Here is a 14,833-nt window from a genome sequence, read left to right on the forward strand (position 1 = left end):
ACTACCTGAAGCAACACCGCTTATATACCCGCACACTTGGAATTATTTGAGTCTCTAAAAATGAGGGGATCTCTGAGGGTGACAATATGTTCTCTCGGTATCTCCCTTGTTGAAGCGGGGCAGCGCCATTAGAGTAGAGCAAACGGCAGCAGGAGCGTGCAGCGATGAAGATTCTTATTACCGGAGGAACCGGCTTTATCGGCCGCAAGCTGGTTGCCCATCTCAAGGTCAATCACGAGGTCGTGGTATTGAGCAGGCAGGGGAGCCGGGCCTACACCCTGCTGGGTCACGATATCAAGGTATTGGATAACCTCGACCGGCTCGATGACCTCAATGACGTGGATGCGGTGATCAATCTGGCCGGTGAACCCATCGCCGCCGGACGCTGGAGCGAGTCGCGCAAACAGCTGCTCTGCGATAGCCGCTGGCTGCTGACCGAGCAACTGGTGGATCTCATCAAGCTATCCAGCACACCGCCCAAGGTGCTGATCAACGCCTCCGCCATCGGCTGGTATGGCAGACAGGGCACCGAAACACTCGACGAGCAGTGCCGCTCTCCCTACGACGAGTTCACCCACCAGCTCTGCCAGCAGTGGGAGACCCTGGCGCAGGAGGCCCAGAGCAGCCAGACCCGGGTCTGTATCGTGCGGATCGGGCTGGTGCTTGGCATGGATGGCGGCGCGCTACCCAAAATGCTCCCCCCCTATCGGCTCGGACTCGGCGGCCCCATGGGGTCGGGCAGCCAGATGATGAGCTGGATCCATGTGCAGGATTTGGTGCGCGCCATACTCTTCCTACTGGAGCACGAAGAGTGCCGCGGCATCTTCAACGGAACCGCCCCCCATCCGGTCAGCAACCGGGAGTTCAGCCAGACCCTGGCCGCGACGCTGCACCGCCCGCACCTCTTTTTCGTCCCCGCGCCGTTGCTGCAACTGGTGATGGGGGAAGCGGCAGATCTGCTGCTGACCGGACAAAAGGTGATACCAGCACGGCTGCAACAGGCCGGTTTTCACTTCAGCTATCCCGAGCTGCCGAGCACCCTCACCAATCTGCTGCACGAGCCCCGTTAACTGACGCCAGCTCGCTGCGTTCGCTCGCCAGCACCTCACATAGCAAGCAGCCCGGCCAATGGCCGGGCTGCTTGTTTATGGTGGATGCTCAATTGCACCTTGTGGCATCGACTCGTTCTGGCGAGATTACAACAGCCCCTGACCCAGCCCCCGCAGCCGATCGCTGAGGGTGCCAGCCAGCAGCTGGCGTTGCATCCCCTGCCCCGCCAGCGTCACCAGCAGTGCCCCCAGCGTCGGCAGGCCGAGCCAGATGGCCCAGTGGAACTGCCACAGCCCCTCGAACCACCACCACTGCAGGCCAAAAGAGCATAGCTCCACCACCATGGCGGCACAGAGCCCCGCCAGCGCACCACTGGCCACCAGCTCCCAGCGCAACATCTTTTTCAGCAGGTCGCTGCTGGCCCCCAGGGTGCGCATCAGCAGCAACTCGCGCCGACGCTGGGCCATGCTGGCCTGGGTCTGGGTCAGCAGCACCAGCAGCGCGGCCACCGTCACCAGCCCCAGCATCAGGGCAAGCGCCCGGCTCACCTGCTCCGATACCTGGGTGAGCCGCGCAATCAGATCATCCACATCGATCAGGCTCACCGTGGGATGACGGCGAATAAGCTCCACCTCGGCAGTGCGCCCCGCCTCGGGCAGCCGATAGCTGCCAAGCCAGGTGCTTGAGAAGGGGGCCAGCAGATCCCCGGAGAAGATCATGTAGAAGTTGGGCCGCATATTGTCCCACTTGATGCTGCGCAAACTGGTGACCCTGGCGCCGAAACTGCGCCCCTCGATGGTAAAGGCGAGCATGTCCCCCAGCTTGATATCTAGCCGCTTGGCCAGCTCGCTATCCACCGACACCTCGCCGGGGCCGGCGAGCCATTTCCCTGCCACCAGCTTGTTGTCGGTTGGCAGGGTAGCCGTGGTGGTGAAGTTGAGCTCCCGATCGACCCCTTCACGGCCACTGCTGGCCCCCTCACCGACCGCCTCACCGGCGATATGGGTCAGCCTGCCGCGCACCATGGGATAGAAATCGGAGGTCACGGCCCCCGCCGCCGCCAGCTCGCTCAGGATCCCCTCCCGCTCGTTTTCCGCCACGTTGACCAGAAACCGGTTGGGCGCATCGACGGGCAGACGAGCCGAAAACTCATCCAGCAGATCGACTCGAGCCGCCCAGAGCAAACCAAACAACATCAATGCCAGCGCAAAACCGGCCAGCTGGAACAGGCCGCTGCTGCGCTCGCGCGACAGGTGTGCCAGCGCCAGCCGCAAGGCATGAGGCCCGTTCACTTTTGCTCCCAGCCGCAACATCAGCGCCGCCAGCAGGGCCAACAGCCCCATCAGCAAGCCCATGCCACCGACCAGACCCAGTGCCAGCCGCACATCGGCGGTAAAGCCCCAGACCAGCGCAAACAGCCCGAGCAAACCGACCGGTAGCGCCAGCCAGGGGGGAATGCCCGCCTCCAGCTCGCGGCGCAATACTCGCAGCGGCGGCACTTTCAACAGCCGCAAGAAGGGGACAAAGGCGAGCAGCAGGGTGATAAAGAGCGCCACCGCAACACCAAGGGCAAAGGGGCGCCAGGAGGGGGGCGGCAGATCCGGCGGCAACAGGTCCCCCAGCAGTTGCAAGGTGATCCACTGCATGGCGGTGCCCGCCACCAACCCCAGTAGCGCGCCGATCAGCGTCAACGACAGCAGCAAGGTTCCCATCAGTTGCCAGAGCGAGCGACGGGATGCCCCCAACGTCTTGAGCAGCGCCACCATATTGGTCTGGCGCTCGGCAAAGTGGCGCACCGCGATGCCCATCGCCAGCGCCCCCAACAACACCCCGCTTAGCGAGGCGAGCCGGAAGAAACGTTCGGCATTGGCCAGCGAGCGGCCCACCCGGGATTCGCTGTCATCCGGTTTGATCCACTTCTGTCCGGCCTGCAACTGCGGCAGTAGCCACTGTTCGTAACGGGCCAGCGACTCTCGCGGCCCCTTGAACAGATAGCGCCACTGCTGGCGGCTGCCCGGCAACAGGGCGCCGGTCGCCTCGATATCTGCACTGTGGATCAGCGCCCGCGGCGCCAGCAGGAAGGGGCTGAAGCCCTGATCCGGCTCCTCGCCAAGCAGACCGGCCACCTTGAGCACTGTATTGCCTACCTCCAGCTCATCCCCCGTTTTGGCCTGCAGCAGCTGCATCACCCGGGCGGAGAGCCAGATCTCGCCGGGGGCCGGGGCGCGGGCCGGTTCCAGCTCCAGCTTGCCGTAGAAGGGGAAACCGTCGGGCACCGCCCGAATGGAGGCAAGCTGCAGCGCATCGCCATGAAACAGCATGCTGTTGAAGCTGACGGTGGTCTGCACCGCCAAGCCATCCTGTTTCGCCCGGGCCAGCCAGCCATCCGGCAGAGCAGCGGCAGTGCGCAGCACCCGATCCGCCCCGATAAAATCACGGCCCGACGCCTTGAGTCCGGCATCGAGCCGATCCGCCACCAGCGCCACACTCAAGACGCACGCCACGCTCAGTGCCAGCGCCAGCACAAACCAGCGCAGCTCGCCGCTGAAACCTTCCCGGCGAAGCAGCCGCCATCCCAATCGCCACTGCATCATCCCTTGCATCTCCCGCCTGATCCGCAGCTCACCCCGTTACACCACATCATGGGCCACCTCGCGATCCAGTCTGCCCGCCGTCATGACCAGTTGCCGCTGGCAACGCTCGGCCAGCTGATGATCATGGGTCACTACCACCAGGGTGGTGCCGTGCTTGCGATTGAGTTCAAACAGCAGCTCGATCACCTTCTCGCCGGTCTTGCTGTCGAGGTTGCCGGTCGGCTCGTCCGCCAATAGCAAGCTGGGACGGGTCATAAAGGCGCGGGCGATAGCCACCCGCTGCTGCTCACCGCCGGAGAGCCGTGGCGGCAGATGGTGCAACCGCTCGCCAAGCCCGACTGCGGCCAGCAGTTCGCGGGCTCTTGGCTCGCAATCGCGCTCGCCGCGCAACTCGGCGGGCAGCATCACGTTCTCGAGCGCCGTCATGGTCGGGAGCAACAGAAATGACTGGAAGACAAAGCCAATCTGCTCGGCGCGCAATCGGGCCCGCCCCTCCTCATCCAGCTCCCCCAGGGATTTGCCGAGGATCTCGATATCCCCCTGACTCGGCAGATCGAGCCCGGCCAGCAGCCCCAGCAGGGTGGACTTGCCGGAGCCGGAGGCGCCGACCAGTGCCACCGTCTCGCTGCTATTGACTTGCAGATCGATCCCTTCAAGGATGGTGAGGCTTTCCTGGCCGAGGCGAACCGATTTGCCGAGGCCCTTGACGACAATAATGGGGGTTGAACTCATGCTCTGTATCCTTTGTTCCAATCCCTTGATGGCAATCCATAGCGGGAGTTGAATTGATGGTGCGTATTCTGTTTACCTTGTTGGTTGGCCTTGGCGGCCTGCTCTCGTCGGTTCAGGCACAGACTCTGCTGGTGCTGGGAGACAGTCTGAGCGCCGGCTATCAGATGCAGGTTGAGCAGAGCTGGCCCGCCCTGCTCAACCAGAAATGGCAAGAGGAGGGGGGCAAACACACCCTGCTCAATGCCAGCATCAGCGGTGAAACGACACAAGGGGCGCTGGCCCGTCTGCCCGCTCTGCTGAAGGAGCACAAGCCGGACTGGCTGCTGATCGAACTGGGGGGCAACGATGGCCTGCGCGGCTTCGCACCGACCATTACCCGCCAGAATCTCGCCAGCATGATCGCGCTCGCCAAGGAGCAGCAGACCCGTGTGGTGTTGACCCAGATCCAGCTGCCCCGCAACTACGGTGCCCGCTATCTGCGCCAGTTCGAGCAGATCTTCCCGGAGCTGGCAAAGGCCAACGATCTGCCGCTGCTGCCCTTCTTCATGGATGATATTGCGCTGCGCCCTGAACTTATGATGAACGATGGCATTCATCCCACCCCGGCGGCCCAGCCCCAAATCCGCGATAAAGTGGCCCGCTTTATGGAACCGCTGCTAAGCCAATAGTTCGCCTCTCTGAGCCATATCCCATAAACAAACATCCCGCCGAAGCGGGATGATTTGTTATTGATTGAGAAAAACCGGTTGGCTGCCTCTCAGTTTTCCAGCACCTGGCGCAGCCGCTCCTGCGTGACGCCCACCAGCAGATCGGGCTGGAACTTGGAGATAAAGCGGTCACAACCTACTTTCTTGACCATGGCCTCGTTGAAATTGCCACTGAGTGAAGTATTGAGGGTAATAAAGAGATCGGACATGCGCGGATCACTGCGCACCTCGTGGGTCAGGCGGTAGCCGTCCATCTCCGGCATCTCGGCATCGGTGATCATCAGCAGGATCTCGTCGGTCACCTTCTTGCCGGCATCGCACCACCCCTTGAGCAGGGTCAGCGCCTGCAAACCATCCTGACACTCGATCACCTCAAGCCCAAGCTGGCCCAGGGTCTCGCGCACCAGATTGCGGGCAGTGCTGGAGTCATCGACGATCAGCACTTTGCGGCCATGCATCTCGGGCAAGATCTCCCGATCCAGCACCTCTTCGGAGATCCGGATGTCATAGGTGATGATCTCCGCCAGCACCTTCTCCACGTCGATGATCTCGACGATCTGATCGACCCCCTCTTCCGGGATGCGGGTGATGGCGGTGAGATAGTTGGCGCGCCCGGCCGAACGCGGTGGCGGCAGGATATCCTTCCAGGTCATGTTGACGATGTTGGCCACCTGCCCCACCAGAAAGCCCTGAATGGTGCGGTTGTACTCGGTGATGATGAGGTTGGATTCACTGTCGATGGGCATGGGACGCATGCCGATGGCGCTGCGCAGGTTGATCACCGGGATCGAGGTACCGCGGATATTGGCCACCCCGCTGATATTATGGTGGGAACCCGGCATCTTGCTGAGGTGGGGCAGCTTGACCACTTCCCGCACTTTGAAGACGTTGATGGCGAACATCTGACGGGTGCCGAGACGAAACATCAACAACTCAAGGCGGTTTTCACCCACCAGTTGAGTTCGTTGATCAACGGAATCCAATATACTCGCCATACGCTGATATCCATCTGATTATTAATCGACTCTATTATAGAGGCTGCCTGTCAGGAAAGGCAGACGCATTTTCAACCAGAGCGACCAACCAGACAAAAAAAGTGAGGCCGAAGCCTCACTTATCTCATTGATTTTAAAATCAATAGCTACATACGGATTTCCAGCTGCCATCGGTTGCCTTGGGCTCGCTGCTGGTCCACCAGTTCGCCTGCCACACCACCTTGTTATGGGTAATGCGATCGCCGCCATTGGCATGATCCCCTTGCGGCCAGCTCGGATAGGCCTTGTAGGCCGCCGGATTGACGTTCTGGCTGCTGCAGCTGGTGCCCGGATTCTCACCGCCACCCGAGCCCAGCACGGCCTCCGGCAGGGTCGGGAACTCAGCCTTGAGCCCGATGGTCTGGCTGCCGCTGATGATGCGCATCCCGCTAGGCACACCCGCCGCAGGCAGGTAGTAGGTCATCGCGACTTCAATCTCGGCCCCCGGCGCCAGGGTCTGCCAGCCCGGCAGGTTCATGGCGACCTTGTGGAAGTCCTTCTCGTTGGCTATGCCTTCCGAGTTGTCGTTGCCACCGCTCTCCACCACTTTCAGGCCCATGCCACTCTGATCCGTTATGGTGTCAGAGGTGGAGGTGGGCACCAGAAACTCGATGCGCGCGCCGCCCGGAATGGTCTGGGTCGACTTGTTGACCAGCTTGAGTTTCGGGTTGATCGGGTAGTTGGAGTCCCCTTCCTTGAAGCCGGAGAGGCTGACCTGGATGTCGAGCTGGGCGCTCGGCGCGGCCAGATCGTTTTGCTTGGTGTTGTACGGGGTTGCCTTGGCAAACTTCTCATAAGCCAGGGTGGTCAGGGTACTGCCCATGCCGTACTCGTTCTTGGCCGGATCGAAGGCGTAGTCACCCGCCATCTCCCAGAACATCACGCCACCCAGACCGCGCTTGATGATGTAGTCCAGCTTGTGGCCCATGGACTCTTCATCTTCGGTTGAGAGGAACACCTTCTTCTCTTCGTTCCACAGCCAGGGCGCGTGGGCCTTGTCATCGTAGTAACGCACATACTTGCCCTGTATCACGTGAGCCGGATTGTTGGGATCCAGACCCCAGGCAGTGCCATAACTCGGCAGCGTGGTGATGCCGAGGCTGGCCGCATTCTCCAGGTTCTTGGCATGCCACATGGGCACGGCGCCACCGCCGATCTCCTTGCCGTTCTTGTCGAGATCGTGCCAGATGTTGTCGATGCCGACCGCCCCGTTGCCGCACGGAATCGTGCTGCCACCGGTGCCCGGCTGACAATCACTCTGACTCGGCAAGGCCGCCTTGCCACCCAACCCGTGACTGCCACCGCTCACCCCCTGCCAACCGCGGGTGTAATAGGGCACCCCGACGTTGATCTTGCCGGCCGCCAGCGCACCGCGGAAGTAGTGGGCAGACCAGGCGGCGTTAAGGTAACCGATGCCGCCAAACTGGGCCTGGGTATAGACGCCCCAGTGGGAGAGCTCGGGGTCGGCATTGTTGTCAAACAGCGCCGCGTTGTGACCGACAAAGTGGTTCCAGGCACCGTGGAAGTCATAGGTCATCAGGTTGACGTAATCGAGGTACTGGGTGACCTGGAAGTTCTCCATCCCGCGCAGCAGATAGGCCGATGCCGGTGAGGCGATGGTCAGCATGTACTTGCGACCATCTTCATTACCGGCGTTGTCGAGCCGCGCCCGCAAGGTCTTCATCAGCACCTCGTAGTTGGCAAACAGCTTGGCCCGGCACTGGTTGGAGAGCGGGAAATCGTTGGGGTTGCCCGCATCCTTCATCGAGGTGGGGTATTCGTAGTCGATATCGACCCCGTCAAAGCCGTACTGGCGGATAAAGCTCACCGCCGAGTCAGCCAGGGTGTTGATACCGGCAGTATTGACCGAGCAATTGCCCTTGGTGGTGGCAGTATAGAAGCCGCGCGTATCGGCCCAGCCCCCGACCGAGATGAGGGTCTTCACGTCCGGATACTGCTTCTTGTACTTCGAAAGCAGGTTGAAGTGGCCCTTGTAGGCAAATTCAGGATCCATCTCGGCACCCGGCACACCATCCCAGGTCATCTTGGTGGCAGCGTCGTCCACCTTGACCTGATGGCTCTGCTCATCCACCGCCGCGAAGGCGTAGTTGATGTGGGTGATCTTGTTCCATGGAATATCACTCACCAGATAGGCGGGCAGGCCATTCTTGCCGGTGCGCCAGGAGGTGAAGTAGCCGATGACCCGGCGGGCGTGATCATCCCCCATGCACTCGTAGCCATCCGGACGGTAGATCTGGCGGATATCGCAGGAGAGGTTACCGCCATCTGGCGGCAGCGCGGCCTCCTCGACAGTAACGCTCACCGCCGCCGACTCGCCGCTCAGATTGGTCTTGTCGGTAGCAACCAGCTTGAGGGCAGCACTGCCTTTGGCATCCGGCGTCCAGTTGACCTGCCAGGGGGCAGTGGTATCTTCGCCCACCTTCTTGCCATCGACATAGAGCTCGACTTTGGCCACATCGTTGTTGGCATCGGTGACATTGCCACTCACCGCCACACTGCGACCCAGCGTGACTTTGGCGCCATTGGCCGGACTGCTGATGCTCGCCTTGGGCGCCTCTGGCGCGGCCACGGCGGCGACGCTGAAGCTGGAATCTGCCTCGCTCAGCAGCTTGCCATCTTTATCCAGCGCGCGCGCTTTCAGAGCGTGCGCCCCCACACCAGCGGCACTCCAGCTGGCATTCCAGGGCGAAGCGCTCGCCGTGGCGACCGGCTTGCCATCGACAAGGTATTCCACTTTGACCAGCGCAGTCACCGGGCCGCTCAGGGTCACCGCCAACGCCACGCTGGCGCCTTCATTGAAACTGGCACCGGTAGCCGGTGAGCTGACTGCCACGCCGAGCGCCGGAGGGGGCACTTCGCCGCCATAGAGCTTCCAGGCATCGGCCCAGACCACGCCGACACCCGGCTCATAGTGATAGGGGGATGCTCCGCACCAGCCTGAATAGGGAAATTCCTTGCACTCGTAGAGGGCGCCGACGTTGCTGACGATATCGCCAGCCTTGTAGGCAGTACCGGATTTATAAGCGGGATAAGCGGCCTGAGCCCAGGCGGGCGCAGCCGCAAGGGCGACCAGCATGGCAAGCCTGCTGGGTCTGAAGAGCTGTTGCATATTGTTATCTTCCTTGTTTTGTCTTGGCATGGTTCACCAAGGCAAAGAACAATCGCAACCTGCGTGATGGGCGCAGACAACTGGCAATGGACCTGCCACACAAACCACCCTCACCCAGGGAAACCCCGCTATCTGGATCCATGATCCAGACCGGAGGCATTGCGCCCCGGCATCACTGCCGGTTTGCCCTTTACCTGGGTTCCGTGAGGAACGAGCCCAGTATAGAAAGGCAACACTCCCCCCTCAATCTTTATTCTCAAAGAGAATTATCCCCTGCCACGAAAGCGTCATGAACACAGGGTTGGAATTGATTAATTTATCAAAAAAATCATACTGTTACAGGGATCATAAAAAACGCTTTTCCGCACCTTCCCAGATTCGCTTAATGTGCGTTGGCTCACTGGTACGACATGCCAGAAATGTGACAATGCGCGCCCTTGGTCAACGAGCCAAGGCTATGGAATCACTGGCAAAAATAAAAAAGGAACACCTATGAAAGGTACTCGTACCCTGCTGTCGCTGGCCGTGGGGCTGGCACTTGCATCTCCTTCTGTCTACGCCGCATTTACCTGCCCAGCTGACGGGGCCCTCACTCCCATACCGGTTATTCAAGGTATTGGTGACAAGAGTCCGCTCATTCCAGCCGATAAATTTGAAAGCCCGCAAAGCGTAAATGTCAAAGCTGTTGTCTCGGCACTTGGAGAAAGTCTCAATCAGGGTTTTTATCTGATTGATCCCACTGGAGATGGCAATCCACAAACCTCGGATGGCATTTTTGTCTTCCCGGAAGACAAAAACTTCCTCAATAACAACCCTGATATCAAGCCTGGCGCCCAAGTCTGTCTGGAAGCCAAAGTCGCCGAATATTATGGCCACACCCAGTTGAAGCTAGTCAAAGATGGTACAACGCCAAGGATGGAGGTACTTGCTCAAGGGGTGGCCCCCGCGGCAACCCCCTTCCGGGTACTGGACAATGAAAACTTGGCCCGTGCACTTGAAAGACATGAAGGGATGCGCATCAGGCTCGATGCAGATAGTGCGCTGAAGATCAGCCGTAACTTCAGCTATGACTACGCCGCCAAGCGCAACAACCTTGTCCTATCCCACATGGAACCACTCTTCAAGCCAACACAGCTGTATGCAGCCAACAGCAAAGAAGCCAAGGCATTGGCCAAAAACAATGCCCGCAACAGAGTGTTTCTTGAATCAGATGTCAAAGCCGCTAATGGCAAACTTCCCTGGCTACCTAACTGGGAACCTGAGCTGGGCTACCTGCGAATCGGCGATGCGCCGGTCAATCTGGAAGCTATGGTGAGCTACAGCTACAACGAATACCGGCTGATTGTGCCAAAAGATCAGATGATTACCGTAGGTGACTTATTGCGGACCAGCGACAACGATCGCCAAAATGCCCCTGCCCGAACCGCTGGATCAGATCTGCGGGTCGGCAGCTTCAACGTACTCAACTACTTCACCAGTAATCCTGCTATTGGTGGAGCACTAAATCCCCTGTGTGGCAGCAGCTACAGCGATGCATGTAACCGGGGCGCCAAAAATCTGGAGGACTTCCAGCAACAGCGAACCAAAATCGTCAACGCGATCACCGAGATGGATGCTGACGTGCTTGGCCTGATGGAACTGGAAAATAACGGTTTTGATGATCATTCCGCCATCAACGATCTGGTGCAAAGTCTCAATGCCAAGCAAAAAGATTCAGGCAAGCAGTACAACTTCGTAACTGTGCCAAAATCACTGCTCGATCAGGAGCGCTTCTTCGGTAGCGATGCCATTATGGTGGCGATGATTTATCGGCCAGCCAAGCTGACCCCACAGGGTGATGCCAACATCATCACACTACCGGTACAAAAATATCAGGATGCGAAAGGTGCCGAGAAGCAGGCTTCACAGCGCGACTCTCTGGTGCAGACCTTTACCGTCAAGGGCAGCAAGGAACCACTGACGTTGGTGGTCAACCACCTCAAGTCCAAGGGGTCAGGCTGTCTGGAAAATCTGGATGGCAAAGAGCCTGCCGACCTGCAAGGCAAATGCACAGAGTTTCGGGTTTCCGCCGCCAAGGTGCTGGGTGAAGCGGTCAGCAAACTGCCGGGCCAGGTAATGCTGGTAGGTGATTTCAACTCCTACGCCAAAGAAGACGCGATTAGAGTGTTGACCGACTATGTGCCAACCGATAGCCAGCGCAAGATCGTTTCGGCGGCCAAAACCTTCCTCGGCGACAAAGTCTATGAACAAACCGGCAGCGAAGTCACCAAAAGCTACGGTCTGATCGACCTGAATGTCAAATTCAACAAAGAGAAGGCCATCTCCTACAGCTATGAGGCTGAGCTCGGCACCCTAGACTACGCCCTCGCCAACCCGGCGCTGGCCACTAAGGTAGTGGCGGTCGCAGACTGGCATATCAACTCATACGAAAGCAACCTGTTCGAATACGTACGGGACTTCACCGGCGACATGATCAAGTCTGACAACCCCTTTAGCGCCTCCGACCATGATCCCATCATCGTCGACCTGCGACTGGAGAGCGATGCCACCAAACCGGACACCTCATCCGGTGGCGGTGCGCTGGGACTCGGCCTGCTGGCCCTGCTGCCGCTGGCCTGGCGCCGTCGCCGTTAACCACGGCGCATCTGAATAGTGCAACCAAAGCCCGCGAGACCCGCGGGCTTTTTCGTTGGAGCAATGGATTTACACATAAAAAGCGCAGAAGTATGGGGAAAAGGAATGCGGGAGCAAACAAAAAGGCCACCGCGATGCGGTGGCCTTTTTGCTTCTTGTAACAAGAATTTGGTGGAGCTACGCGGGATCGAACCGCGGACCTCTTGCATGCCATGCAAGCGCTCTCCCAGCTGAGCTATAACCCCAACTCACCTCGGCGCTGACGAAGTTATCTCCGGCAACGGAGGCGCATGATAGGCATCACCCGCTTTGCTGTCAACCCTAAAATAACCGCGATTGATTCGTTTAGTCAAAATTGCAGCAGTTCGCTGTTTTTACCAGCAAGGAGCACGCTATCTCTCTGTTTTATGTCATAAATCGGCTCAAACCCCGATAACGCGCAGGTCATCAGGCATGCTCCCTTCTCTATATAAGATTCTCGCTCACAGGCCTCTTTTGCTGGCTGGCAAGCAGGTTCTCCCCCGTCACCCCGGGAAAGCCTTTCCATAAAGAGCTTTGCATTTGAAAACCCTTTCCATGATTTTGGTAAATTTACAACACAAAAAGTTGATCCAGCTCACAAATGGCCATAGGATCAAACCGTGACACAGGTCACACACCATAACCATAAATGACAGAGCGATGAGGTAAACCATGTTTGAGAATCTGGCAGTCCTGTTCCGCCTCAAGGGCGCAACCACCAAGAGCGGCATTGTAGAGAAAGATGCCTATGCACCGTCCACCCGTGAATACTACTTCCGCTACGGCAAATGAGCCGTGAAAGTATTTCACCAATAATAGTAATAAAACTACATCACACATCCTGTCGCAGCGCCATCAGGTGCTGTCCTGTCCAGGCCAGAGCATTACCTCGGCCACACCTGAACTCCACCAAACAACAATGGGGCCCGCAGGCCCCATCTTTTATTGCATCGGCTTATTGCCGGATCACAGCTTGATCCAGGCATCGCTCCATGCGGTTCCCTTGCCGGGCTCATAGGCCCAGGCTGCACCGGAACACCAGCCGGTGTAGGGGTGCGGTTTGCACTCGTAGCTGGCGTCGCCATTACTGACGCGCTCGCCCGCTTTGTAGGGGGTGCCAGCCTTGTAGGCCGGGTAGTCACCATCCGGCGGCGTCACGCCCCCCTCTTCCCCTTTGACCAGCAGGGCATGGCTGGCGCTACGGCTCAGGCTCCCTTCATCGGTCACCGTCAGTTTGATATCCAGTTTGGTATCGCTGGCCGGCTTGGGCAGAGTCAGCTCCAGGGTCACCTGATCCAGCGCTGGGGCCGCGGCGCCGGCCGGAATGGTCCAGGCATAGCTCAGCGGCTTGCCTTCCGGATCGCTGGAGTGCTGGGCGGAGAGGATCACCTTGCTGCCACCTTCGGCCTGCGCCGGGCCGGTGATAGTGGCCACCGGTGGCAGGTTGGTGCCGCCACCATTGTCTTCAATCACCAGCTCGGGATAGAAGTGCTGGACGCAGCGGCTGTAGTCACCCTCCTTGAAGGCGCTGAAGCGGGTCTGGTAGCCCACCAGCTTGCACGCATAGCTTTTGCCGCCGTTGGGGTTCTCGGCCACATAGCTCCAGTCCTGCTCCCAGTAGATGGGCAGGGCACCGGAGCCCTGATTGTCAAAGTACTTCATGTTCTTGCAACCGAGCACTTCGTCAGCGGGCACTGCCACGGCCAGATAGTTGGCAAATTCGCGATAGTAGTTGATGCGGTTCTGGGACTGGGCGTGTTCGGCACTGCCACCACACTCCACTCCGCCGTTGATGATCTGGGTGGTCACCCCGAAACCGGGTACCAGACCGTTCTGCTTGTCGTGCTCGTTCGGCTGCCAGGTGCCGTCGATGACATGGAGCATGGAGGGCTTGGGCGGCTGCGGATAGGTGTAGAAGAACACCGCGCTGGCGAGGTTCAACCAGCTGTCGGCCACCAGCTCAGGCTGGTCGAGCAGGGTGCGCACCGTGCCGAACATCGCCTCGGAGAAGGGGCCATAGTTGTAGTTGTAAGAGAGCTGCTTGGCACCGCGACCGAAATAGCTCTTGAACTCGCCATTGTCGAAGGTGCCGCATGGCCACTGCTGACCCTGCCATACGCTGGGACTGCACTCGGCGTTGTAACCACCGCGCATCGCTTCGGTCCAACCCATTTCACGGACATAGACCAGCGCCTGACGCCACTCGGCCTCCGGACGCCAGCTCTCGTGGCCGCCGGTCTCCTGCGCGAAGTGGGCGAACATGGTCGCCAGGGTCTTGCGACAGATGGCCTCGGCATCGCGACCATCGCTGTAGTTGCTGCACAGGGCCGGGAACTTGGCGGCCGCCTGCAACAGGCCGCGATAGGTATACTCCGGAGCACGCAGCGGGAACAGGTAGCTGAACTGGCTTTCGCTCAGCAGGCTCTCTACCAGCTTGACGTTGTCCGGGTTGTCGGCTCGGCCCGGTTGCACCGCTTCCACCACCAGATTGTCACGGGTAGCAATGGAGGCCTTGACCGCTTCCATCGCCGGGAAATCGGTCAGCGCCTGCTCTTTGGCATCCAGCTCGGCCTGGCTCATGTAGACAGGGGTGGTGCTGCCATCCGGCGGGGTGGGAGTCGGCGGCGTGGGCTTGTCATCGCCATCGCCATTGTCCGGCGGAGTCACTTCCCCTTCGCCGATCAGTTTCCACGGGGTATCCCACTCGTTGGCCACCGCCATGCCGGGAGTCTGACCCGGATTGACCCACCACTTGGCCTCGAACACCTGGCCGTTGTAGTTGACCTGGCTGCCGCCCGGATAGGATTTGTTGATGTCATATGCCTCGGCCGCCCACAGGTGGCCGCTCAGCATCAAGCTGGCAAGCAGAAGGGTGATGCGATTTTTTTTCATTATTGTTGCTCTCTGGCTAAATTTTTCAGCAGGAAAAGA

Annotated in this window: 8 protein-coding genes, 1 tRNA gene and 1 riboswitch; of the genes, 3 read left to right on the top strand and 6 right to left on the bottom strand. The window is 59.4% G+C overall.

Annotated features, from left to right (window positions below; all coding sequences use genetic code 11):
• Positions 1-164 precede the first annotated feature (164 nt).
• Complete coding sequence (locus OKC40_RS10950) at positions 165-1,070, top strand: TIGR01777 family oxidoreductase (RefSeq protein ID WP_270795212.1); 906 nt, start codon at positions 165-167, stop codon at positions 1,068-1,070.
• Between the two features lie 126 nt (positions 1,071-1,196).
• Here the strand turns inward: OKC40_RS10950 and OKC40_RS10955 are convergent, their stop codons facing one another.
• Positions 1,197-3,644, bottom strand: coding sequence for an ABC transporter permease (locus OKC40_RS10955; RefSeq protein WP_270795254.1), 2,448 nt, complete (start codon positions 3,642-3,644; stop codon positions 1,197-1,199).
• A gap of 36 nt (positions 3,645-3,680) precedes the next feature.
• Positions 3,681-4,376, bottom strand: coding sequence for an ABC transporter ATP-binding protein (locus tag OKC40_RS10960; RefSeq protein WP_270795213.1), 696 nt, complete (start codon positions 4,374-4,376; stop codon positions 3,681-3,683).
• 56 nt (positions 4,377-4,432) lie between these two features.
• Here OKC40_RS10960 and OKC40_RS10965 point away from each other — a divergent pair, with 56 nt between their 5' ends.
• The gene (locus OKC40_RS10965) at positions 4,433-5,044 is read left to right on the top strand and encodes an arylesterase (protein ID WP_270795215.1); all 612 of its coding nucleotides are present in this window, start codon (positions 4,433-4,435) and stop codon (positions 5,042-5,044) included.
• Between the two features lie 89 nt (positions 5,045-5,133).
• On the opposite strand, the gene OKC40_RS10970 is transcribed toward OKC40_RS10965, so the two are convergent.
• Together OKC40_RS10970 and OKC40_RS10975 are read right to left on the bottom strand one after the other, a co-directional pair.
• The gene (locus OKC40_RS10970) at positions 5,134-6,078 is read right to left on the bottom strand and encodes a chemotaxis protein CheV (RefSeq protein ID WP_042060964.1); all 945 of its coding nucleotides are present in this window, start codon (positions 6,076-6,078) and stop codon (positions 5,134-5,136) included.
• Positions 6,079-6,217: 139 nt separating this feature from the next.
• Complete coding sequence (locus OKC40_RS10975) at positions 6,218-9,247, bottom strand: glycosyl hydrolase family 18 protein (RefSeq protein ID WP_442865895.1); 3,030 nt, start codon at positions 9,245-9,247, stop codon at positions 6,218-6,220.
• 115 nt (positions 9,248-9,362) lie between these two features.
• Positions 9,363-9,445: riboswitch (cyclic di-GMP riboswitch) on the bottom strand.
• A 294-nt stretch (positions 9,446-9,739) separates the two neighbouring features.
• Here OKC40_RS10975 and OKC40_RS10980 point away from each other — a divergent pair.
• Entirely contained in the window at positions 9,740-11,881 is a 2,142-nt protein-coding gene (locus OKC40_RS10980) for an ExeM/NucH family extracellular endonuclease (protein WP_270795216.1), read from the top strand.
• 169 nt (positions 11,882-12,050) lie between these two features.
• Here OKC40_RS10980 and OKC40_RS10985 read toward each other — a convergent pair.
• Both OKC40_RS10985 and OKC40_RS10990 read right to left on the bottom strand, forming a co-directional pair.
• A tRNA-Ala gene (locus tag OKC40_RS10985) sits at positions 12,051-12,126 on the bottom strand.
• Between the two features lie 742 nt (positions 12,127-12,868).
• The gene (locus OKC40_RS10990) at positions 12,869-14,794 is read right to left on the bottom strand and encodes a glycoside hydrolase family 19 protein (RefSeq protein WP_182938111.1); all 1,926 of its coding nucleotides are present in this window, start codon (positions 14,792-14,794) and stop codon (positions 12,869-12,871) included.
• Between the last annotated feature and the right edge of the window lie 39 nt (positions 14,795-14,833).

This window comes from Aeromonas sp. QDB11 (assembly GCF_027705265.1).
Taxonomy (GTDB): Bacteria; Pseudomonadota; Gammaproteobacteria; order Enterobacterales; family Aeromonadaceae; genus Aeromonas; species Aeromonas allosaccharophila.

Coding starts and splice junctions, on each gene's coding strand:
- OKC40_RS10950 (WP_270795212.1), top strand. CDS start 165: ATGAAGATTCTTATTACCGGAGGAACCGGCTTTATCGGCCGCAAGCTG.
- OKC40_RS10955 (WP_270795254.1), bottom strand. CDS start 3,644: ATGATGCAGTGGCGATTGGGATGGCGGCTGCTTCGCCGGGAAGGTTTC.
- OKC40_RS10960 (WP_270795213.1), bottom strand. CDS start 4,376: ATGAGTTCAACCCCCATTATTGTCGTCAAGGGCCTCGGCAAATCGGTT.
- OKC40_RS10965 (WP_270795215.1), top strand. CDS start 4,433: ATGGTGCGTATTCTGTTTACCTTGTTGGTTGGCCTTGGCGGCCTGCTC.
- OKC40_RS10970 (WP_042060964.1), bottom strand. CDS start 6,078: ATGGCGAGTATATTGGATTCCGTTGATCAACGAACTCAACTGGTGGGT.
- OKC40_RS10975 (WP_442865895.1), bottom strand. CDS start 9,247: ATGCAACAGCTCTTCAGACCCAGCAGGCTTGCCATGCTGGTCGCCCTT.
- OKC40_RS10980 (WP_270795216.1), top strand. CDS start 9,740: ATGAAAGGTACTCGTACCCTGCTGTCGCTGGCCGTGGGGCTGGCACTT.
- OKC40_RS10990 (WP_182938111.1), bottom strand. CDS start 14,794: ATGAAAAAAAATCGCATCACCCTTCTGCTTGCCAGCTTGATGCTGAGC.